This is a genomic window from Neobacillus sp. 204, assembly GCF_046562815.1.
In the GTDB taxonomy this organism is placed as follows: Bacteria; Bacillota; Bacilli; order Bacillales; family Cytobacillaceae; genus Neobacillus.
The window spans coordinates 152,646-171,717 of the sequence record NZ_JBJORY010000013.1 but is presented as its reverse complement, the minus strand read 5'-3'; the positions used below and the strand labels follow the sequence as shown (position 1 = coordinate 171,717).

General features: G+C 37.4%; 24 protein-coding genes and 1 pseudogene. 15 read left to right on the top strand and 10 right to left on the bottom strand.

Going from position 1 to position 19,072, the window contains the following annotated elements; genetic code table 11:
* Positions 1–9: 9 nt before the first annotated feature.
* Positions 10–207: a hypothetical protein gene (locus ACJ004_RS23870; RefSeq protein ID WP_410895625.1), complete on the bottom strand. Its 198-nt coding sequence runs from the start codon at positions 205–207 to the stop codon at positions 10–12.
* Between the two features lie 156 nt (positions 208–363).
* Positions 364–780 (bottom strand): DUF6220 domain-containing protein, encoded by a 417-nt coding sequence (locus ACJ004_RS23865; protein WP_410895624.1) that lies wholly within the window; start codon positions 778–780, stop codon positions 364–366.
* A 259-nt stretch (positions 781–1,039) separates the two neighbouring features.
* Between ACJ004_RS23865 and ACJ004_RS23860 the strand changes: the two genes are divergently transcribed.
* From ACJ004_RS23860 to ACJ004_RS23845, 4 genes are all read left to right on the top strand, one after another.
* Positions 1,040–1,762 (top strand): sigma factor-like helix-turn-helix DNA-binding protein, encoded by a 723-nt coding sequence (locus ACJ004_RS23860; RefSeq protein WP_410895623.1) that lies wholly within the window; start codon positions 1,040–1,042, stop codon positions 1,760–1,762.
* A 27-nt stretch (positions 1,763–1,789) separates the two neighbouring features.
* The gene (clpP, locus tag ACJ004_RS23855; RefSeq protein ID WP_283878919.1) at positions 1,790–2,371 is read left to right on the top strand and encodes an ATP-dependent Clp endopeptidase proteolytic subunit ClpP; all 582 of its coding nucleotides are present in this window, start codon (positions 1,790–1,792) and stop codon (positions 2,369–2,371) included.
* A gap of 155 nt (positions 2,372–2,526) precedes the next feature.
* Complete coding sequence (locus ACJ004_RS23850) at positions 2,527–2,982, top strand: GNAT family N-acetyltransferase (RefSeq protein WP_410895622.1); 456 nt, start codon at positions 2,527–2,529, stop codon at positions 2,980–2,982.
* Positions 2,983–3,004: 22 nt separating this feature from the next.
* Positions 3,005–3,394 carry a YybH family protein gene (locus ACJ004_RS23845; RefSeq protein ID WP_410895621.1) on the top strand — a complete coding sequence of 130 codons (390 nt, stop codon included), beginning with the start codon at positions 3,005–3,007 and terminating at the stop codon, positions 3,392–3,394.
* Between the two features lie 63 nt (positions 3,395–3,457).
* On the opposite strand, the gene ACJ004_RS23840 is transcribed toward ACJ004_RS23845, so the two are convergent.
* Positions 3,458–4,714, bottom strand: a complete 1,257-nt coding sequence (locus ACJ004_RS23840; RefSeq protein WP_410895620.1) for a TolB family protein — start codon at positions 4,712–4,714, stop codon at positions 3,458–3,460.
* A 106-nt stretch (positions 4,715–4,820) separates the two neighbouring features.
* On the opposite strand from ACJ004_RS23840, the gene ACJ004_RS23835 reads away from it, so the two are divergent.
* Positions 4,821–5,084 carry a hypothetical protein gene (locus ACJ004_RS23835; protein ID WP_410895619.1) on the top strand — a complete coding sequence of 88 codons (264 nt, stop codon included), beginning with the start codon at positions 4,821–4,823 and terminating at the stop codon, positions 5,082–5,084.
* A gap of 189 nt (positions 5,085–5,273) precedes the next feature.
* Here ACJ004_RS23835 and ACJ004_RS23830 read toward each other — a convergent pair whose 3' ends face one another.
* Entirely contained in the window at positions 5,274–5,492 is a 219-nt protein-coding gene (locus ACJ004_RS23830; RefSeq protein WP_410895618.1) for a hypothetical protein, read from the bottom strand.
* Positions 5,493–5,736: 244 nt separating this feature from the next.
* Here ACJ004_RS23830 and ACJ004_RS23825 point away from each other — a divergent pair, with 244 nt between their 5' ends.
* The 3 genes and pseudogenes from ACJ004_RS23825 to ACJ004_RS23815 all read left to right on the top strand — a co-directional run bounded on the left by ACJ004_RS23825 (position 5,737) and on the right by ACJ004_RS23815 (position 6,891).
* Positions 5,737–6,249: a GNAT family N-acetyltransferase gene (locus ACJ004_RS23825; RefSeq protein WP_410895617.1), complete on the top strand. Its 513-nt coding sequence runs from the start codon at positions 5,737–5,739 to the stop codon at positions 6,247–6,249.
* A gap of 45 nt (positions 6,250–6,294) precedes the next feature.
* Positions 6,295–6,507, top strand: a pseudogene (locus ACJ004_RS23820) (HAD hydrolase-like protein); the annotation flags it as partial.
* Positions 6,508–6,564: 57 nt separating this feature from the next.
* Positions 6,565–6,891 carry an antibiotic biosynthesis monooxygenase family protein gene (locus ACJ004_RS23815; protein WP_410895616.1) on the top strand — a complete coding sequence of 109 codons (327 nt, stop codon included), beginning with the start codon at positions 6,565–6,567 and terminating at the stop codon, positions 6,889–6,891.
* A gap of 170 nt (positions 6,892–7,061) precedes the next feature.
* On the opposite strand, the gene ACJ004_RS23810 is transcribed toward ACJ004_RS23815, so the two are convergent.
* Together ACJ004_RS23810 and ACJ004_RS23805 are read right to left on the bottom strand one after the other, a co-directional pair.
* On the bottom strand, positions 7,062–7,799 hold the full coding sequence (locus tag ACJ004_RS23810) for a metallophosphoesterase family protein (RefSeq protein WP_410895615.1): 738 nt from the start codon (positions 7,797–7,799) through the stop codon (positions 7,062–7,064).
* Positions 7,800–7,871: 72 nt separating this feature from the next.
* Positions 7,872–8,969, bottom strand: coding sequence for an AbrB family transcriptional regulator (locus ACJ004_RS23805; RefSeq protein WP_410895614.1), 1,098 nt, complete (start codon positions 8,967–8,969; stop codon positions 7,872–7,874).
* A 259-nt stretch (positions 8,970–9,228) separates the two neighbouring features.
* Between ACJ004_RS23805 and ACJ004_RS23800 the strand changes: the two genes are divergently transcribed.
* Positions 9,229–9,744 carry a hypothetical protein gene (locus ACJ004_RS23800; protein ID WP_410895613.1) on the top strand — a complete coding sequence of 172 codons (516 nt, stop codon included), beginning with the start codon at positions 9,229–9,231 and terminating at the stop codon, positions 9,742–9,744.
* A 52-nt stretch (positions 9,745–9,796) separates the two neighbouring features.
* On the opposite strand, the gene ACJ004_RS23795 is transcribed toward ACJ004_RS23800, so the two are convergent.
* Positions 9,797–11,059, bottom strand: a complete 1,263-nt coding sequence (locus tag ACJ004_RS23795) for an MFS transporter (RefSeq protein WP_410895612.1) — start codon at positions 11,057–11,059, stop codon at positions 9,797–9,799.
* A 242-nt stretch (positions 11,060–11,301) separates the two neighbouring features.
* Between ACJ004_RS23795 and ACJ004_RS23790 the strand changes: the two genes are divergently transcribed.
* From ACJ004_RS23790 to ACJ004_RS23775, 4 genes are all read left to right on the top strand, one after another.
* The gene (locus tag ACJ004_RS23790) at positions 11,302–12,111 is read left to right on the top strand and encodes an HAD family hydrolase (RefSeq protein WP_410895611.1); all 810 of its coding nucleotides are present in this window, start codon (positions 11,302–11,304) and stop codon (positions 12,109–12,111) included.
* A gap of 144 nt (positions 12,112–12,255) precedes the next feature.
* Positions 12,256–12,819 (top strand): DUF2062 domain-containing protein, encoded by a 564-nt coding sequence (locus ACJ004_RS23785; protein WP_410895610.1) that lies wholly within the window; start codon positions 12,256–12,258, stop codon positions 12,817–12,819.
* Positions 12,820–12,942: 123 nt separating this feature from the next.
* On the top strand, positions 12,943–13,764 hold the full coding sequence (locus ACJ004_RS23780; RefSeq protein WP_410895609.1) for a histidinol-phosphatase: 822 nt from the start codon (positions 12,943–12,945) through the stop codon (positions 13,762–13,764).
* 51 nt (positions 13,765–13,815) lie between these two features.
* Positions 13,816–13,995 (top strand): hypothetical protein, encoded by a 180-nt coding sequence (locus ACJ004_RS23775; protein WP_410895608.1) that lies wholly within the window; start codon positions 13,816–13,818, stop codon positions 13,993–13,995.
* 66 nt (positions 13,996–14,061) lie between these two features.
* On the opposite strand, the gene ACJ004_RS23770 is transcribed toward ACJ004_RS23775, so the two are convergent.
* On the bottom strand, positions 14,062–15,030 hold the full coding sequence (locus tag ACJ004_RS23770; RefSeq protein WP_410895607.1) for a bile acid:sodium symporter family protein: 969 nt from the start codon (positions 15,028–15,030) through the stop codon (positions 14,062–14,064).
* 227 nt (positions 15,031–15,257) lie between these two features.
* Here ACJ004_RS23770 and ACJ004_RS23765 point away from each other — a divergent pair, with 227 nt between their 5' ends.
* Complete coding sequence (locus tag ACJ004_RS23765) at positions 15,258–15,587, top strand: hypothetical protein (protein WP_410895606.1); 330 nt, start codon at positions 15,258–15,260, stop codon at positions 15,585–15,587.
* Between the two features lie 188 nt (positions 15,588–15,775).
* Positions 15,776–16,702 (top strand): glycerophosphodiester phosphodiesterase family protein, encoded by a 927-nt coding sequence (locus ACJ004_RS23760; protein ID WP_410895632.1) that lies wholly within the window; start codon positions 15,776–15,778, stop codon positions 16,700–16,702.
* Between the two features lie 290 nt (positions 16,703–16,992).
* Here the strand turns inward: ACJ004_RS23760 and ACJ004_RS23755 are convergent, their stop codons facing one another.
* Positions 16,993–17,811: a GDSL-type esterase/lipase family protein gene (locus tag ACJ004_RS23755; RefSeq protein ID WP_410895605.1), complete on the bottom strand. Its 819-nt coding sequence runs from the start codon at positions 17,809–17,811 to the stop codon at positions 16,993–16,995.
* 232 nt (positions 17,812–18,043) lie between these two features.
* The gene (locus ACJ004_RS23750; protein ID WP_410895604.1) at positions 18,044–18,751 is read right to left on the bottom strand and encodes a YhcN/YlaJ family sporulation lipoprotein; all 708 of its coding nucleotides are present in this window, start codon (positions 18,749–18,751) and stop codon (positions 18,044–18,046) included.
* Between the last annotated feature and the right edge of the window lie 321 nt (positions 18,752–19,072).

Here is a 19,072-nt window from a genome sequence, read left to right as displayed (position 1 = left end):
GTAAAATTATTAATATAGTTTTTTAAGGTTAAATAATTTTGAGAATAACGTTTGGTTTTTATCAGTAATTTTTAATTCTTCCATAATTAACTTTTCTTGATTGGTAGTAATCCATTTTTGTAATTCATGTTTATCTTTACAAAGCGTATAATATGTTTCTCCACCTTTACCAAGTGCGTTGACAACATATCTACAAGTGTTCGCCATAATGTCCACCTTTAAAAATAAATTAGTTTTATATAAGGATTATAACAGGCTAAAAAAAATAGTCCACCATTATTTTTCATCAAAATCATCTAATTTTTTTCCAATCAAAAAAGACACTAAATGGATTATTAGTGTCTAATCAGTATTAGAAGGAAGTTAAACGCTTCCAACTTGTTTTGATTTAAATGTCATTCGCCATGCACTTTTATGCACCGTAACCGATAACCAGAACAACATGATAGCTATGACTGGGTGAGCGGCTGCTGCCCATGGTAAAACAGATGTAATATTGGCGGTAAAATACATGACGAAAATGAGACCGAAAATTCCTAGACTTTGCCAAAGGGCCCATCGTGGCAATTTTCCTACAAACGACATAACTACCATTAAAACAGGAATAATTTCAAAAAAATGCACAAATCCTTCATGGAACGCCCAATTGCTTGGATTTACAAAAACAGCTAAACCTGCCAAAAACACCTGAGCAACAATACAACAAACCAGCAAACTGCTTAACAAAGCAAAACTAATTCTTCCTATACGAAATCTTGATGATTCATCTTTTTTCTCCATTTTATTATTTCCCCTTTCCATCCAATAATTACAGTTTAACAAGATTTTCATAATGGTAATATGAGCCTAAGGTGTAAATTTATCTAGGGCTGTGGTCGTAGATAGGTAAAGCATGCAATTTCATCCAGGATTAGTTAGGATAAGGTTAAATCAAATGAAAGCAACATATAGTATCACTATAAAAATATTTTAATGACCCGTATCTTTTTAACCCGCTTGAAACGTTTATAGGGTAGAGAGTGCAAAAAGGAGTGAAAACATGTCACACAACCATAAAGAGGATAGCTTAGCAAGGACACAGCACGAAAATAGGTTTGAACATAACTTTTGGGATGAGAATTATCCTAAACTTCAAAGATATTGTCACTTTCTCGCACGGAATGTCTGGGATGGAGACGATATCGCCCAGGAGACTTATATAAAGGCATTAAAATATGCAAATCAGCACCAAAGGATGACTACAGCATTGCTAAATAAGATTGCCTATAATCATTGGGTCGATATGCTTCGAAAAAGAAAAAATGAATCGATTGAAGCGGATCCCGATTTTGTAAAGCAAACAATTACGAATCCATTTGATGGAACAAGGGAATCGGTTGATTTACTTTTGAAAAACTTCACTCCCAACCAAGCGATTATCTTTTTGTTAAAAGAGGGGTTTCAATATCAGCTGAAAGAAATCGCAACGATCTTAGATTCTACAGAAATGGCTGTGAAGGCCAATCTTCATCGTGCGAAAAGGCGACTGGAAAAAGCTAACGAAGAAAGTCCAGTTCATTCAGTTGAATTGTTTTGGAATGAGGAGGAACGGGAACAACTATCGGATTTATTTTATGAAGCGTTGAAAAAACAAGACCCGTCTAGCCTCATTCATTCCCTTTCTTCACGAACAAGAACTTGTGACGTTCCTATGCTTGTTTCGAGTAAATTACGATCCAAACCAAATTTCTCTCCTTCAAGCACTCTCTGTATGGCTGCATAGCCAAATTGCTTTCAAGGAGGGATTGGAATGAGTACCATTCCATATGTAATCGAGCAATCTAATCGCGGGGAACGATCGTATGATATTTATTCCCGATTGTTAAAGGACCGAATTATTATCATTGGTGATGAGATAAATGAACATACGGCCAATAGTGTCGTGGCCCAATTATTATTTTTAGCTGCAGACGCACCAGATAAGGAAATTTCACTTTATATTAATAGCCCAGGAGGATTGACGACTGCAGGCTTTGCCATTTTTGATACAATGCAATACATTAAGCCGGACGTCAGGACGATCTGTACAGGGATGGCAGCTTCTTTTGGGGCGATGTTACTCCTTGCTGGGAAAAAGGGAAAACGTTATGCTTTGCCTAATAGTGAAATTATGATTCATCAGCCATTAGGTGGAGCGAAAGGGCAGGCAACGGAAATTGAAATTTCCGCACGAAGAATCTTAAAGCTAAGAGAGCACATCAATCAAATTATCTCAGAACGGACCGGACAGCCGCTTGAAAAGGTCGCAAAGGACACGGATCGAGATTTCTTCATGAGCGCCGAAGAGGCAAAAGAGTATGGGATTATTGATGAGATCCTCTATCCAAAATGAGTATGAAATGAAACTTTAGTTCTATGTATTTGTTGAGAAAACTGCCTTTTGGCAGTTTTTTTGATTAGAAATAATAAATTTGAAAAAATATTACTGGCACTTAACCCGTTAATAGTTTAATATATTTCCAATATAAGGAGGAAAGGGGGATTTTTTTGGAAATAAAAATTGATGATCTAACCGGAACAGAAGTGGTTCATTTGATAGGGGAGCATCTTCATAATATGACACTAAATTCACCGCCTGAAAGTATTCATGCCCTCAATCTTGATCAATTGCGAAGATCAGAGATTACCTTCTGGAGTGCATGGGAAGGAAAGGAATTACTTGGCTGCGGGGCTTTGAAAGAACTTGATGAACAACATGGAGAAATCAAATCGATGCGAACCTCTTCCTCACATCTAAGAAAAGGTGTGGCATCACGGATACTCAAACACATAATTGAAGAAGCAAAACAGCGTGGCTACAACAAGCTGAGTCTTGAAACAGGGTCAATGAATGCTTTCGAACCCGCAAGAAGACTCTATGCCAGTTTTGGCTTCCAATATTGTCAGCCATTTTCGGATTATATTGAGGACCACAATAGCGTATTTATGACAATGGAATTATAAGTTTGTTTGGGAGGAATAGATAATGGATCACGAATTGAAAGAGGTCATCAAAAAGTGTGACCTTGCAATCAAACAGGAAGATTTTGATACGTTGATGAATTACTATGCAGAGGATGCCATTTTGGTTGTCAAGCCTGGTAGAATTGCGCGAGGCAAAGCGGAAATCAAAAAAGCATTTATTGCCATTGCAAACTATTTCAATAACAGTGTGGTTCCAACACAGGGGGAAATGATTATTTTAGAAGCAGGAGATACCGCGCTTGTTATTTCCCAAACGCTACTGGCAGCCGATAAAAAGGATTCTGAATATTCTACGGAGAGAAAGGCCACCTATGTATTTAAGAAAAATTCACAAGGGGAATGGCTTTGTTCCATAGATAATTCATATGGAACAGAATTAATTGGTAATTAGACAAACTAAAAAGGAGTTGGTTACCTCTCACCAGGGGTAATCAACTCCTTTTTTTCAAATGCTCTAAGGATTAGTTTGATAAAATTCTATTTCATCGACATTATCCAGCCATTTTTCTGCTTTTGTCCCATCAGCCTTTGCTCGCCAAAGAGTTTTATGCCGATCTATAAGTGATATTCCTCTAAACCATACAAGCTTATCCAATGACTTCACATATTGCGGCTGGTAATCTCCATATTTCTTAGGTGGATTTGTTAGTCTCACTTGATGATTATTCTCAATATTAATGGAATAGAGGGAGGGTAACGGGTGCTTACTAAAGTTGTTTGACCATTCTTTTTCTTCAATTCTAGACGTCACAATTGATTTGTTGGTGATCCAATCAAAATCAAGATCCGCATAGTTTGGTGGGGTAAATGTCCCGGCAACAGGCATTTCCCGAATTTTTAGATCCTTATTTTTAAACCCAAAAACAATTCGGCCGCCTCCAGAGATATAGGCGAGGGTATCACTTGATGGTGCCCATTTCGGTTTGCCGACCTCAAACACAACTTCATCTAAAACTTCAAATTTCTTCCCATCTTTAGAGATAACACACAGCATATTACTATCCATGGACCATGAGGCCGTCGGTGAAACAATAAAGGAAATCCATTGATTACTTGGTGAATAGGAAAAATCGTTTGCAAAAACAGCAATGATCTTGTTTCCGTTCTTTCCAATTTCTCTTGGAAGGGTGTAGAAATGGTCCACGCCTCCAAATAAAACAATATCCTTATAATTGTCATTTACTTTTTTTGTAAACAAGATAGCACTTGTCCATCCATCTGGCCGCAACACTCCTCCAGAAGAGAGCAAGAATCCACTTCCATCCGGTAACCAAGTATAACCGTGAACACCAGTAGCAATATTATAAAATTGTTTAAAATCTGAAATGTTTAATATACCCAATTGATTAAAGGCGATGATATTTTTATGTGGGGCCCATGTGGGAGAGTAGCCATCATAAAAGATTTTCTTTTTTTCCTTTGTTTCAATATTATATGCCCATACCTCTGACTGCTCTTCCTTATCTGGAAATACTGATGGGGCAGTCTGTTGATATAATAACCATTTTCCGTCAGGGGACCACTTGGGATGGGATAAGACTTTCCCTGTGGTTGTAATTTGTTCTTCCTCCTTGTTTAGTAAAATCCATAGGTTTCCATCCCTGATGAAGCCAGCTTTAACGGCTGAATCTGCGAATGTAGTGAATGGAAAAATTAAGGTTAATATAATCGCTAATAAGAAAACCCTGCTCAATATTGTTACACCTGCCATATTGTTTTTTATCCTTAATATCTTTCTAAGCTGTAATATTATGTGCTCTCATATGATGTATAAAAATTAAATGTTATAATATGGGTATTAAATGAGGAGGGATCGAATGAATAGCTCAAAGGATTATCAAAATGAAAACGACACGGGTCATTTACATGAAAATAATCTCCGCATAGAAGAGAGGACTCCTCATAACGATGTCATCAGGCATGGCGATATTGTGCAGGGGTTTCAGGCTCCGAAAAGAGTTGAACAAATTCCAAAATGGTATCGAAATCTCCGAAGAATTCTTATAACCATCGGGTTACTTCTTTTTATTGGAGTTTTAATTTATCAGATAATAGACTTTTTTATTTCGGCAACCTCTTAGAATGTTTTATTTACCAATAAGGATGTTTAATTTTTTTCTAAAAAAAGAGTGAATCATTCACCTCGACTTGATACGGTATATTCTTATTTTTCTCTATGTGGGTACATATGGTGCCATTGCTGCCAATTATAGAAAAAAAAATGAACGTACAAATTAGATCAAATCTAACATGCACGTTCTTTTTTATTTTTACCGCTTTTTCTTTTTGGTATTATCTACAACAAATTTACTTTTCTTAACGACCTCTAAGGTAACGTGAACATGAATATTTAGTTCATCAACATTCTTTACACTGGAAACTTTTGCCTTGCGACCTTTAATTCTTAACTCTTCCCCTTCGGTTGGAACATGGTTAAGCAGCTGTGTTAATAAAACGTTATCCTTTTCAATAAAATGAACTGCAAACATGTTGGGATCACCTATTTCTTATGGTATGTGATATAAAAATGCTCATTTAAATATATATGAGTAAGATTTAGCCCTAATTACTGATAAAAAAAATTTTGAGAACAAACTATGATGGAGATAAGACGAGTCACTATTTATATTTACTAGTAATATATAATTATGGTAAAAATAGGTATAGAAATATGATAATATTGGTTATCAGGAGTTGTAATTAACCTTTCAAAAAATGAAGGAGTAAATATAAATGAATATCAGGCAAATAAATCCAAATGATGCGGAGCGGTTTGTCCATTTAATCAAACAAGTTGAAAGTGAATCCCAGTATATGCTCTATGAATCAGGGGAAAGAATGATGGACCCTGAGCATCAAGTAAAAAGAATTGCTGCAATGAAAGAAGCGGGCAATTCTACTATTTTTGTAGCTGAAGAAAAGAATGTATTAATAGGATACTTAATAGCTTTAGGTGGCAATGCTAAAAGAAATAAACATTCTGTATATGTGGTTATTGGGATTTTAAGTCAATATCGAGGTATTGGCATTGGAACAAAATTGTTTAAACATTTAGAGGAGTGGGCCGCTAATCATAATATTCATCGCTTAGAATTATCTGTCATTACTAGTAATGAAGCAGGTCTGCAGCTATATAAAAAAATGGGCTTTGAAATAGAAGGAACCAAACGACATTCGCTATACATTGACGGTGAATTCGTGGAAGAATACTATATGTCTAAACTTTTAGTGGAATTTAAAGAATAAACTTGCATTTATGCATTCGGAGTGCGATAAGATGAGTTATATCGAGTTCAAACCATCATTAAAAAGTACAATATTAAAAAAGGTGCCGTCATTGGTGACAGATTATCAGATATTAACGCAGCTAAAAGCAATGGATTAATGGCCATTGGCTGTAACTTTGACTTTGCCCAAGAAGACGAGTTGTCTCAAGCAGATATAAAAATTGATAGTTTACTAGAATTAAGAATGATTTTGGAGAAGATTGCTTGCAAGGCTTAAACTAATTCTGGTTAAAGAAAGTTTAGCTTAAGAAATAACAGATAGGAGGAATTAAATATGAGTGGGATTGTAAAAACGCCTGAACCACCTTATTACGCCGTAATTTTTGCTTCGGTGAGAACTGAAGGTGACAGAGGATATGGAATTATGTCGGACAAAATGGTCGAGTTGGCCTCTCAGCAAAAAGGATTCTTAGGAGTGGAAAGTGCCAGGGATGACCAGTTGGGAATTACTGTTTCCTATTGGGAATCTTTAGAATCGATCAAAGTGTGGAAGGAAAATTCTGCCCATAAGGTAGCCCAAGAAAAAGGGAAAGCTGATTGGTACAAAAACTTTTCTCTCAGAGTATGCAGTGTCGAGCGACATAATTTTTTTGAAATGTAGTACATGATACGACTAAATAAATTTTCTTAAACAAACCTATTGTTTGTTTAAGAAAATTCTGAAGATACCGATAATTAAGGAGTGTCTTGTCCATCGGAGCGAGCCCGATGGACATTAACCGATACTCAAGCAGAGTTTTGTCCTCAGGAACAGGGGAAGTGACACCATATCTACATATACCTTAAATGCTGATCCCCAAAAAAGCCTTTCAAAATATAATCTCCATCCGGCACATTCAGTCTTTTAAAACCCAACAAAAACTCTTTATTGTCATAAAACACTTCTCGAAAAGCAACGGAAACTTCTCCCTTTTCGCCAATAGTCAGTATGGCAAAGGTGGCCAAGGGATGATAGTTGCAGCCTAAGGAACTTGGATTGAGATATAGCCGCTCATTCGATTTAAAGTGATGGATCACGTGGTGGTGTCCAAAACAAACGATATCCGCATTAGATGTTCGGTAATGCTCATCAAGCTTCACATGGGTCGGTTCTTTATCTAATGGGATAAAGACATTTTGTTCACTCAAATGGTAATGGACAAAAAACAATTTTTTACCATTGTAAATCGCATCTGAAGTGACAGGAATCTCAGCTAAAAACGGAATAAACTCCTGGTCAAGGTGAGCGGCAATCCATTCATGATGCACTTTCTCCTTACCCCTGCTATAAGGTTCTCTACCTCCAATGATATCCAAAATCGCTTCATCATGGTTTCCCATAACAAAAGAAATACCAGAACGTGAACGTAGTAGCTGAAGAACTTCATTTGTTTGATAGCCAATACCAATCAAATCGCCCAAACAATAAATATGCTCAATCTTATTATCCTTATCAATATCATCCAAAACAGCTTTTAATGCGGAATAATTACCATGAATATCAGTTATAATTGCTAGTTTATGTTCCATTTTTATATCTCCGTTTTTCTTATAGTTTAACTACTTGTAGTCGATTAAATACAAATAATTAACACATGGAATCTAAGGAGTTTTTATTGTTTTCCTCATCCCGACTTTAAAAATCCATCTAAGAATCGGTGGAACAGCAAAGTATATAAAAAAGAGGCGAAACAATTGATAGCCGGTCACCATTGATAAATCAGCATGGACGACATTAGCGAGAATCCCCATTTGATCCATTCCCCCAGGGGCCAAGGCTAAAAAACTGGTCGAGTGATTTATATGATAGAAAGAAACAAGTAATATACTTAACCCAATAGAAACCAAAATCATGACCATCCCGCTAATAAGTGCCAGCGTAATAATTTTTGTTTTATGCTCCAGTTTCTCAGGTTTTAGCAGCAATCCAATATAACCACCAATCATAAATTGGGAAACATCCAATAAGGTCGGAGGTAACGCTGGGCCATGCAATCCCAGCAAATTGAAGATAGCTGTACCTAATATCGGACCTAATAAATAGGGTGTAGGAAAGTTAAGTTTTCTAGCAAGTAGTGCACAACCCACACAAATAATAACAAACCAAATAACGGTTGGAAAAAGCGGGCTTGGGGAGACAGCACCACTATTAATCAAGTCAGAGGCCGTGTGGGAAGTATTTTTAAACAGTGGTCCGAAAATAAGAAAGGGAACAAAGAAAATAATCATAATCAATCTAGCCACTTGAAGAAAGGTCACTGTTGTAATATTAATTCCTTTTAATTCTTCAGCAAACATAATCATTTGTGAAAGCCCACCTGGAATACTGCCAATCAAGACGGTCGGATAATCGACACCGGACAGTTTGGAGACGACAAAAGCGATTCCAGCACAAAAACAAACAAGTAATATTGTCATCAGCAGCATGGAAGGCAGTTTCGCCACAATTTCCAAGAGGGCTTCTTTTGTGAACGAGAGGCCAATGGAATAACCGACGATCACTAATCCTATGTCACGAATCCGGCTTGGCCAGTAGTACTGAACTTTTCCGAACCTTGTGCCAATCAATACAGCGACCATGGGGCCAAGCAGCCACGGAATCGGTGAATGGAATATAGTGAACATAAAACCGCCAATCAGGGCGGTTAACAAGGTGACGCCAAATCGAATCCTTTTGTCATCATTCGTAAATTTAATCAAAGAAAACCCTTCCGTCTCTATAAATTAGTTTAATAATTACTTCTTGAAGAGGGAAAGTCGATATTTAACAAACATAATTCCCTCAGTAAAACTAACTGATTAATCTTACAACTTTTTATATTTCATTATTTTATCATGGTGTGGAAAATTTATCTAAACTTAACGATTTCGTTAAGTAATTTAGCGTTGTTTTAGACATAATATAGTGGAAATAGGATATCAACTATTTTCCGATAAATTCTAAAAAGGAGAGTAATATATGAAAGCACCATTTATTCTAGGACTTGGTATTACCTTCTTCTTATTAGTCCTACTTGGAATCTATACGAATATCTTCCCGTTTTGCGCGATTGGATTAACTGGTGCCGGGTTATCATTTATATTATATAGTTTAAAAGTAAAAAACGACTCGAAGGGCTTCATTCGAGTGCAAGAATTACCATTTATCGGCTCATCAATCGTCTGGATTTATCGCATAGGCATTCTTGGACTTGGAGCAGTAGTCTTGTACAGCGCATCTGCGTTTTGGGCGGATTCGCCTGCATACATTAAAAAGAATTATGCGAAAATAGAAGGGATTCCTTCAAAAATTGTATACGAAAAACCTACTTCAAAGGGTGGAATGGAAGGTGCGATTACGGTCATCATCCATAACAAACGACTAAGTATTTCACCAAATCCTCGTTATCCGTTTGAAAAAAATGTGGAAGGGCGTCATTTCCTGATTAACTACCTGCCAAATACCGAATGGGTCATGGATTATAAAATCGAATAAACAGAAAAAACTAGGAAACTCACCGATGAGTTTCCTAGTTTTTTTGAAATCGCTAATTTACCTGAGTTTGGACGACTTTCTGACGCTGCTCAACGATAATTAATCCACCCATTAACCCCAGCGTGGAGAAAAGGACTGGAATAATAAAACCATAATGATATCCAACACTGCTAGCAGATGTAGAGAAATGGTCTAGTACTTTTCCGAAAATGCCTGGTAAGAGGACAGCACTTAAAAATCCGCCCATATTGGCAAAACCAGAAACCACCCCGACCTCTTTAAGATCAAATGATTTTCGGACAATCGCAAACGTTAAGGAACACGCCCCATTTCCAAATCCAATAATAAAGAAAAGAATCGTCATCAGGTAAAAGGGCGGCTTTCCATCAAATATAAAAAAAGAAGTCCAACATAAAACAACAATACAGTGAACGACAACATAGGGGCGTTTGAGGGAATCTAAACGACTAGTCACCCAACTGGTTAAAGGTGCACCAATTAATGCCCCGAAAAGACCAACCATGATCAGCTGACTGGCATCGGAACGAGATAATCCATATACATTCATTCCATAGGGAACAGCCCACGAGCCAATAAATCCTACATACGTTCCGACTACACCAAAGTGACAAAAGAATGTCGCCCATGCTTGACGTGTGGAAAAAATCCGCCGTAACAAAATCAGCGTTTTTTCACGAGGTTTTTTAGGTTTAGTAGTAGATGTGCTTTTCCAGGCTATTTTCTTTGGTTTTTGTACGAGCACAAAATAAAGAAGGACGCTGCAAAGCAATAATAGGATTCCTGTGGTAAAAAAAGGTGCGCGCCAGCCAGAAAAGGTAATCCAGGCAGAAAGAGGGACAGTCGCTAATAAAAAGCCAAAACTTCCTGCCATACCCGCAACTCCGAGTAAACCAACAAATTCTTTCACTTTAAACCATTGACTGAGAATCAAGACTAAATTTACCCATATCGCCGAATCGCCCATTCCAACCAATAATCTAGCAAAAAGAAACACCACTTCATGCGAAGCTAGACTATAAATTAACGTACCTATCCCTGTAAGCAGCGACCCAATAACTAAAAAATAATTAGGGCCAAACCGATCAGACAAGATTCCAACCGGAATTTGTAAACCAGCATACGCAAAAAATTGAATACTTGCCAGTAACCCAATCGTGGAGGCGGTAATGTTGAAATCTTTCATTAATTGGTCGGAAATTAATCCGGGAGCTGTTCTTTGACTAACAATTAATAAATACGTTAGCAAAACTGACACAAAAACGACCCATCTATACTTGCTATTTTGTTTTTCCAATGATCTCTACTCCTGTTAGCTATAATTTTCTCATTATACTATAGAAATCTAAACTATTGTCTTTTGAGGTACTGACATTTTATTTTTCAAATCCATTATTATATTGAAAAATTAAATAACTTCTTTAAAAATTCCTCTAAAACGAATACACGAATCTTAAATTAGGAAAGGCTCATTTTATCATGAAAATGATGTAAACCCATATACTTAGTTTAAACCATTATTAAAGGGGGAATTGGTTCATGAATCAACAAACCTTAATATTGGATTTAGATGACACCTTAATTCATTGCAATAAATATTTTGTAGAATCGAGAAACAGTTTTGCAAATGTGATGAAGAAATGGTTTAAAACAGTATCAAAGCAAGAAATTCTCGAAAAGCAATCAGAAATAGATATAAAGGGTGTGGAACAAAAAGGCTTACATTCTTCCTTATATACGCAATCCTTAGTGACAACCTATCGCTATTTCTGCGAGAGATTCGGAAGAAAAATGAAGGGATCTGAAATAACTCAAATTGAAAGAATTGGTCAAAGTGTTTTTCGAAGAAGGGTGAAACCATTTCCATATATGTATGAAATCCTCGATACCTTACAAGCAGATGGACATCAATTAATATTATTTACGGGAGGAGATGAAGCAAACCAAAGAAGAAAAATCACCCAATTACGGTTAACGGATTACTTCGATGATAAAATCTTTATCTTTGAACACAAAAACACGGATGCCCTAAAACAGGTATTAAACCAAATCAACGCGGATAAAAAGAATACCTGGATGATCGGGAATTCTCTCAAATCAGACATCAAGCCGGCGATTGAACTGGGTATAAATGCCATCCATATCCCAGCTGAGATTGAGTGGAGTTACAATATTGTGGATATCGATATTGAACCAAGAGGTACGTATGCTCAATTAAAATCACTTGTTCATTTACCTGAATTTATTAGGGAACAAGTATATTATCGTGCAATAAATCCAAGAAGGGATTCTGTCAAAGAAATGCTGTCGAAAGAATGGGTTTATTTAAATAAACAGGTTAAAACCTAAACGAATTTTGTCTATTATTGAAGCAGAGTGGTTTCCACACTGGAGACTGCTCTAAATTTGTTTAATTAGTTAATTTATTAGAATAGTAGTTATTGCTTATATAGAGTATAATAAAGTTATCTATTGTAGTAAGGAGATACCTATATGAGCATAAAACCAAAAAAGTATAATTTTTTTCAACGATTTGGACGTGCTTTTAAGTTAAATATCACTAAACTACTTCGCTCTCCTGGTGGAGCAAAAAAAGTATCATTAGGATTTGCCCTTGGCCTAGGCTTGGAAATGCTGGTTCTGTCTTCAGGATCACTTATCTATATATTATTTGTTCCGATTGTTCGATTAGCGAAAGGTTCCTTACCTGCATCCATTATTGGAAATGTGATAGGGAAACTAACGCTTCTCCCGGTTATACTGCTGCCTTTTGCAAAAAAACTGGGGAAATTTCTTTTTCCGATGAAAGTCCATTACGGGCATCATACCTCTTTTTCTTTTAAAAAGTTAATCCATGGAGATTTTCATACGCTTGTAAGTGTCCTTCATGGAGGCATTCATACTTTAATAGGAATGTCCATTTTTGGGTTAATCCTTGGCATTTGTTCCTATTTCATTGTGTATTATTTTTATGAAAAAGAAAAAGCGAAACGGCTGAAAAGGCGAAAGAATAAGCGTGAGGTTCCTCTCAACTCTATCAATCAGAATTATATATAAGTGAATCAAAAAAGAAAACGACTCCATAGTTCACGTGGCTAAAGGGAGGCGTTTTCTTTTTTTAATCTGATTAATGTTTTCCGATAAATGTACATATTAATAATTGAGGTGAAAATTGTGAACATGTTAAATTCCAACCACAAATTTGATTTACATACGCATCACGATCGTTGCGGGCATGCACGTGGACAATTACGTGAATATATTGAAGCGGCGATTGAAAGAGGATTAAATGTTATCGGGATTGCCGATCATTCCCCGTACTTCAGCAGTGAGGAGGATCAGCTCCATCCTAATATCGCTATGGCTAAAAGTATGTTTCCAGTATACGTTAACGAGGTGCTGGAGCTGAAACAAATCTATAGCGAGAAAATTGACGTGCTTCTCGGGGTAGAGTCTGATTTCTTCCCGGAGTCAGTCGAGATTTACCGCTCCTGCTTTGAACCATATCCCTTTGATTACATCATTGGTTCTGTTCATAATGTGGACGGGGTAAGTATTTTTAATAAAAATCGATGGAATGGGCTAACAGAGAAAGAAAAAATCAAAACAAAAGAAAATTATTATTCGCTTATTGAGCAATCCGCGCGAAGTGGGTTGTTTCAAATTCTGGGTCATATTGATGCGATGAAGGGGTTTTACCCAGCTTTTTCTTCGATACAAACTGATGCGGTTGAACATACGATCAAGGTTATTGGAGAAAATGATATCGCAATTGAAATCAACACATCTGGAAAAACGAAAGACGTTGGCGGCTGGTATCCGTCCGATGATATTTTAGAAATGGCCCTTCATTATGGTGTAAAGGTAACGTTTGGATCTGATGCCCATGATGCGTATCGAGTCGGGGACGAGTTTGAGCTAGTTCAGCATCGTCTCAAGGAAATTGGATTTAAGGAATGGGTCTATTTTAAGAACAAAGAGCGAATGATGGTAAGGATTTAGCATAATTACGCTTATTTTTACAAACACTACCAGTTAAAAGGCGGTGTAACCATGGATAAGGAAAAGAAGAATGTCCCACAGGAATTTCAAAATAATGTAAATGATCATAAAAACAGTAAAGCGAAGGTTTCAGCTAACCTAGAGGATAATGATATTCAGACGGAGAGCGCGATGATCAGTGGCAGCGGCGACCCCAATCTTTCACCAGACGCGGGCAAACCGCTAATATAGTATAAGAAAAACACCTTTTCACAATCATTTAGATAAAAATGAGTTGTGGAGAAGGTGTTTTTTTGTTTAAGCAGTTATCGATTTTTCATTCTGATTAGGGTCGTTCTTAACATCTTTCATTCGGCTGAATATTGTTGCTAAGATTGGACCAGAAATATTATGCCATACACTAAAAATCGCACTTGGCACGGCAGCTAATGGAGAGAAGTGTGCCGCAGCGATAGCTGCGCCTAGACCGGAATTTTGCATCCCCACCTCAATAGCTACAGCCTTTTTCTTTGATAAGTCCATCTTAAAGATTTTTCCAAACGTATATCCCAATAAATATCCAAGACAGTTATGAAGGACAACGACGGCAAAAATAATTAAGCCCGTTTTAGCAATCGACTGTTGGCTGACAGAAACTACAGCAGTTACGATTGCAACAATGGCAACAATGGATACGAGCGGCAGAACCTTCACGCTGGCTTGGGCTTGTTTATTGAATAATTTTTTAACAACCAATCCAAGGACAATTGGGAATAAAACGATTTTTACAATCGAAAGGAATAATCCACTAGGATCAACAGGGATCCATTCACTCGCTAGTAATAAAATAAGTGCTGGTGTAACAAGTGGAGCTAAAATGGTTGTAATGGATGTAATCGTAACACTTAAAGCAACATCGCCTTTTGAAAGGAACGTCATAACATTTGATGCAGTACCACCTGGGCAGCAACCTACTAAAATTACACCAACGGCAATTTCAGGAGGAAGCTGCAATCCTTTCGCTAGTAAAAATGCCAGACCAGGCATGATCAAAAATTGACCAACAACACCGATGGCTACATCTTTAGGCCGCTTGAATACTTCTTTGAAATCATTTCCGGATAATGTTAATCCCATCCCAAACATAATAATTCCTAATAACAGTGAAATATGCGGAGCAATCCAGGTAAACGTCGACGGCGAGAAAAAACCAAGGACAGCAAATAATAGCACCCAGATGGCAAAGGTTTTGCCGACAAATTGACTGATACGTTCTAATGTTTTCATTTTTGCACCTCTTTTGAATTAATTTCGTAATGCTAAGTATTATAGAATACTGCTTTAGTAAACACAATAGTTTGAATATTTTATTTTTCTAAATAATGAAAATCATCCAGAGCACAAAATTGATTTCAACGAAACAAGGAGTCTTTTTCTTTTTCAACATTCTAAAGGAAGTTTCATAAATTTATATATACCGACTAAAATTACACGACAGCAAGGAGAGATAAAAGATGTTTTATGCACGGTTGGTTCAATTTAAATTAGGAAATGGACAAAGAGCGACGGCCGAAGGAATAACAAATGAATTTGATAAAATAAGTAGAACCTTAGCGGGTTTTAGAGGCAATGTTTACTTTTATGATGACGCAGTTTCTGAATATAGAGCATTAAACTATTGGGACACCAAAGAAGATGCTGTGCGGGCCAATCAACTATTGTTTCCAAAATTATTAGGCAAACTTAATGATTTAACTGATGAGCCGCCAACATATAAATTTTTTGAGGTATATGATCCGAATGAAGGCGGATCAGTGTTAGCATCTCATATCAAATGGGTTTGAGGATTTAGGCAGAGGCATCATATTTTGGTGCCTCTTTACTTTCTTTGGGAATGGGATGAAAATTGTCAGTTTTTTGGAATTCCGTTATTATTGATAATGGAATCTTAAACATTTTTGGAGGAAACAAGGTGAAATTTAAAAAAGGATTAAAAAGGCTCGGCCTGTTTCTGCTTTTACTGATCGTTTTTATGTTCTTTAATAATAGTTCGCTATTAACGAAGGAACGTAAAGGAGAGCCGTTCTTACTGGCACACCGGGGACTTGGCCAAACGTTTACCATGAAAGGAATCGAATGGGATACCTGCACTGCGGAGCGTATTTATGAACCGGAGCATCCCTATTTAGAAAATACACTATCATCAATGGAAGCTGCATTTGCTGCAAAGGCTGATCTTGTCGAATTGGATATAAAACCTACAAAGGATGATCAATTTGCTGTATTCCACGACGGGACGCTTGATTGCCGAACAAATGTAAAGGGTTCCACCAAAGACTACACGATGGCAGAATTGAAAAAGGTGGATATTGGTTACGGCTACACTGCTGATAACGGGAAGACTTTTCCATTCCGTGGTAAGGGAGTAGGATTAATGCCTTCCTTAGATGAAGTGATAACGCAATTCCCTGATAAACCATTTTTGATTCATATTAAAAGTGCGGACCCAAATGAGGGCACGATGCTTGCTCAATTTCTATCAAAACTTCCGGAAAAACGTCAGGATCAGCTAACCGTATACGGCGATGATCAACCGATCGAAGCATTAAAGGAACAACTTCCTGATCTAAGAGTGATGTCGATGGCGACGTTAAAAAGCTGTTTGCTTCCCTATATTGGGACGGGGTGGACAGGCTATATGCCATCAGCCTGTGAGAACACCCAATTACATATTCCAGAGAAGTATGTCTCTTTCTTGTGGGGCTGGCCGAATAAGTTCTTAAACCGTATGGATAAGGTAAACACGAGAGTCATAGTTGTCGCAGGCGACGGAGGATGGTCCGAAGGCTTTGATTCAGCGGATGACTTAAAACGACTGCCATCTAACTTTACTGGCGGCATTTGGACCAATCGGATTGATCGAATTGCCCCGATAGTTAAGGGGAATGAGGGAAAATAATTTCGGTTTATTGAATTAAGTGGAGTTTTATTTAGGTTTGGTGGATCCAAGTTTGGATGAAGCCGTCATAAGGCCAGAATCATTTTGATTCTGGCATAGTTTGTCCTCATGAACTCCTCATGATTACAAAATCTCAAAGGCATTCATCCTCTTTTGTCGTATGAATCAAATTGCCACCTTATAGCGGATACCCGGCCCCTTAAATGCGTTTTTCGACTATCCTTTTGTCATCTCGGCGTTAGTAGAAAAGGAGCATAAAAAAACCGAAGGTAATAATTCATCCTTCGGTTTTAAACAGGGCTTTTTCTTGATTGATGTTTAAATTGATACATCATTTGCTCTGAAATTGCGGTATAACCAGCAAAATTAGGATGGACACCATCCGGTGAAAGGTTTTGTAGATGGTCCCCGTTAATGACTTTCGTGGTTTCAATGACGATCGACCCAGGGACGTTTTCAGCAACTTTATATATATTAAGATTCCATTTCGGGAGCATTTGATCTGCAAGTGCATACATTTGGTTCTCGGGTGATAATGGATTGTACAATTCTAAGAATACAATTGTAGCTTTGGGATTTAGCATGGTAATTTTCGCGGAAATGTCCGACAGATTTTTCGAGAAGGAAGTTTGTATTTGGTCATAGCGTTGAAAGACCGACTGAACATCCTGACCGTTTGCGAATTGAAGAATATCATTGCCGCCTACATTTATCGTAACAATGTCAGCTCGCTTGATCGAATCATCAAAACGACCTTCCTGAACCAGGTCGTTTAATTCGCTGCTGGTTATCCCGTTGATCCCTTCGTTTTGTGATACTAATTTTTTAGATGTTTGTTCTGCAAATTTACTAGAAAATAGACTGACAAAATTTTCGTCTTTTCCTGCACCCACTCCGCGAATGATCGAATCACCAATCGCCAATTGGTGTAGTTGAGATGATTTAGCGTTTCGAAAATAATTAAGAAAAGAGATTTGGTCAGTGCTTTTGCTCACCGCAACCGTCTGTTTTTTCATTTGGTGTATTTGGTACTGAGGGTAATAAAGCCACGCCGAAATACCAATGCCAATGAGCAATACAATACCGAGCAGATATTTTACTATTTTCATACCATCAACTCCTTGAATATTCTATTATAACAAGAAAAACAAGTGAAATTAAGTAGGAGTTGTTTTCCAGTTTGCTAGAGAAAATAGGGAAGCGTATTTTGAATTCAGAAGTAAGGGGAAGGAATGGAAAATTAACAGGGAATAGGAAGCGGATTGAGTACGGAAACGGTTGTGTTTTGACTCCAATGTCATAAAGAAAGCTGCCGGACAAATTCCCGGCAGCTTTTATAAATTATCTAAACATCCTGTTAACAGAATTAGTAAAATCATCCCACAGGTCAACTCTTGTACCAGTACGAATATCATTTACATAGTTGGTCATTTGACCAAAAGTATTGGTATCGTAAGAAATATATACATTGTCAATACTACGATCAGCTGCACGGACTTGATTTATGATTTTTCGATCCAATCCATTGGTTCCGCGTGCATTAAGATTATTGGTACGATTAATACGTGCATTAGTAGTTGTTCCAGTTGTTCCTGTGGTTCCAGTGGTTCCAGTGGTTCCTGTAATGTTAGCGTTGTAGCGATTACCAGTAGTATCGCTCAAATTGGCTGCGCCATTGGTCCCGGTTGTGCCGGAATTATAGCCATTCCCATAAGTAGCATTCATATTTATGCCAGTCCCAGTTGTACCGCCACGAGCGCGAGTCCCATTTTGAGTACCCTCTAAACGAACGGCCACATATGCATCATCATTTCGGATGATGACATTTGCTTGATCAACTTCTTTTAAGCTTTCCACGTTTCTAATTGCTTGGGCAGAAACACGTAAATTTTGGTTCGCAACATTCCTTACATTTACACCATTAATAGCATTGTTTCTAACATTATTGACACCCAAATTGTTTTTATTATCATTAGCTGTATTATTACAGCCGGTTACTCCCAATAAGGTGGTTGCTAAAACCAAAGTCATCCAACTTTTTTTCACCACAAATACTCACTCCTTTATAAAGTCTTACATACATATCGTGACCTTTTTAAGTGAATGTATTCGAGGTAAAGGGCAGGTAAATTTTGAATGAATGACCAAAATTGATTGTAGTCGAAGTGGTTATCTTCCCGAGAGGGCCACCATCCAAGGATTACGGTAAAATAAAACGCTCTTATCTTCCCGAGAGGGCCACCATATTAAGATTACGGTAAAATAAAAGGCTCTTATCTTCCCGAGAGGGCCACCATATAAAGATTACGGTAAAATAAAACGCTCTTATCTTCCCGAGAGGACACCAAAACAAAGTTTAGGGTAAAATAA

What these genes read in the sequence shown, in the direction of transcription:
- ACJ004_RS23870 (WP_410895625.1), bottom strand. Translation starts at nt 207, where the DNA reads ATGGCGAACACTTGTAGATATGTTGTCAACGCACTTGGTAAAGGTGGA.
- ACJ004_RS23865 (WP_410895624.1), bottom strand. Translation starts at nt 780, where the DNA reads ATGGAGAAAAAAGATGAATCATCAAGATTTCGTATAGGAAGAATTAGT.
- ACJ004_RS23860 (WP_410895623.1), top strand. Translation starts at nt 1,040, where the DNA reads ATGTCACACAACCATAAAGAGGATAGCTTAGCAAGGACACAGCACGAA.
- clpP (WP_283878919.1), top strand. Translation starts at nt 1,790, where the DNA reads ATGAGTACCATTCCATATGTAATCGAGCAATCTAATCGCGGGGAACGA.
- ACJ004_RS23845 (WP_410895621.1), top strand. Translation starts at nt 3,005, where the DNA reads ATGGATCACGAATTGAAAGAGGTCATCAAAAAGTGTGACCTTGCAATC.
- ACJ004_RS23840 (WP_410895620.1), bottom strand. Translation starts at nt 4,714, where the DNA reads ATGGCAGGTGTAACAATATTGAGCAGGGTTTTCTTATTAGCGATTATA.
- ACJ004_RS23835 (WP_410895619.1), top strand. Translation starts at nt 4,821, where the DNA reads ATGAATAGCTCAAAGGATTATCAAAATGAAAACGACACGGGTCATTTA.
- ACJ004_RS23830 (WP_410895618.1), bottom strand. Translation starts at nt 5,492, where the DNA reads ATGTTTGCAGTTCATTTTATTGAAAAGGATAACGTTTTATTAACACAG.
- ACJ004_RS23825 (WP_410895617.1), top strand. Translation starts at nt 5,737, where the DNA reads ATGAATATCAGGCAAATAAATCCAAATGATGCGGAGCGGTTTGTCCAT.
- ACJ004_RS23815 (WP_410895616.1), top strand. Translation starts at nt 6,565, where the DNA reads ATGAGTGGGATTGTAAAAACGCCTGAACCACCTTATTACGCCGTAATT.
- ACJ004_RS23810 (WP_410895615.1), bottom strand. Translation starts at nt 7,799, where the DNA reads ATGGAACATAAACTAGCAATTATAACTGATATTCATGGTAATTATTCC.
- ACJ004_RS23800 (WP_410895613.1), top strand. Translation starts at nt 9,229, where the DNA reads ATGAAAGCACCATTTATTCTAGGACTTGGTATTACCTTCTTCTTATTA.
- ACJ004_RS23790 (WP_410895611.1), top strand. Translation starts at nt 11,302, where the DNA reads ATGAATCAACAAACCTTAATATTGGATTTAGATGACACCTTAATTCAT.
- ACJ004_RS23785 (WP_410895610.1), top strand. Translation starts at nt 12,256, where the DNA reads ATGAGCATAAAACCAAAAAAGTATAATTTTTTTCAACGATTTGGACGT.
- ACJ004_RS23780 (WP_410895609.1), top strand. Translation starts at nt 12,943, where the DNA reads ATGTTAAATTCCAACCACAAATTTGATTTACATACGCATCACGATCGT.
- ACJ004_RS23775 (WP_410895608.1), top strand. Translation starts at nt 13,816, where the DNA reads ATGGATAAGGAAAAGAAGAATGTCCCACAGGAATTTCAAAATAATGTA.
- ACJ004_RS23770 (WP_410895607.1), bottom strand. Translation starts at nt 15,030, where the DNA reads ATGAAAACATTAGAACGTATCAGTCAATTTGTCGGCAAAACCTTTGCC.
- ACJ004_RS23765 (WP_410895606.1), top strand. Translation starts at nt 15,258, where the DNA reads ATGTTTTATGCACGGTTGGTTCAATTTAAATTAGGAAATGGACAAAGA.
- ACJ004_RS23760 (WP_410895632.1), top strand. Translation starts at nt 15,776, where the DNA reads ATGTTCTTTAATAATAGTTCGCTATTAACGAAGGAACGTAAAGGAGAG.
- ACJ004_RS23755 (WP_410895605.1), bottom strand. Translation starts at nt 17,811, where the DNA reads ATGAAAATAGTAAAATATCTGCTCGGTATTGTATTGCTCATTGGCATT.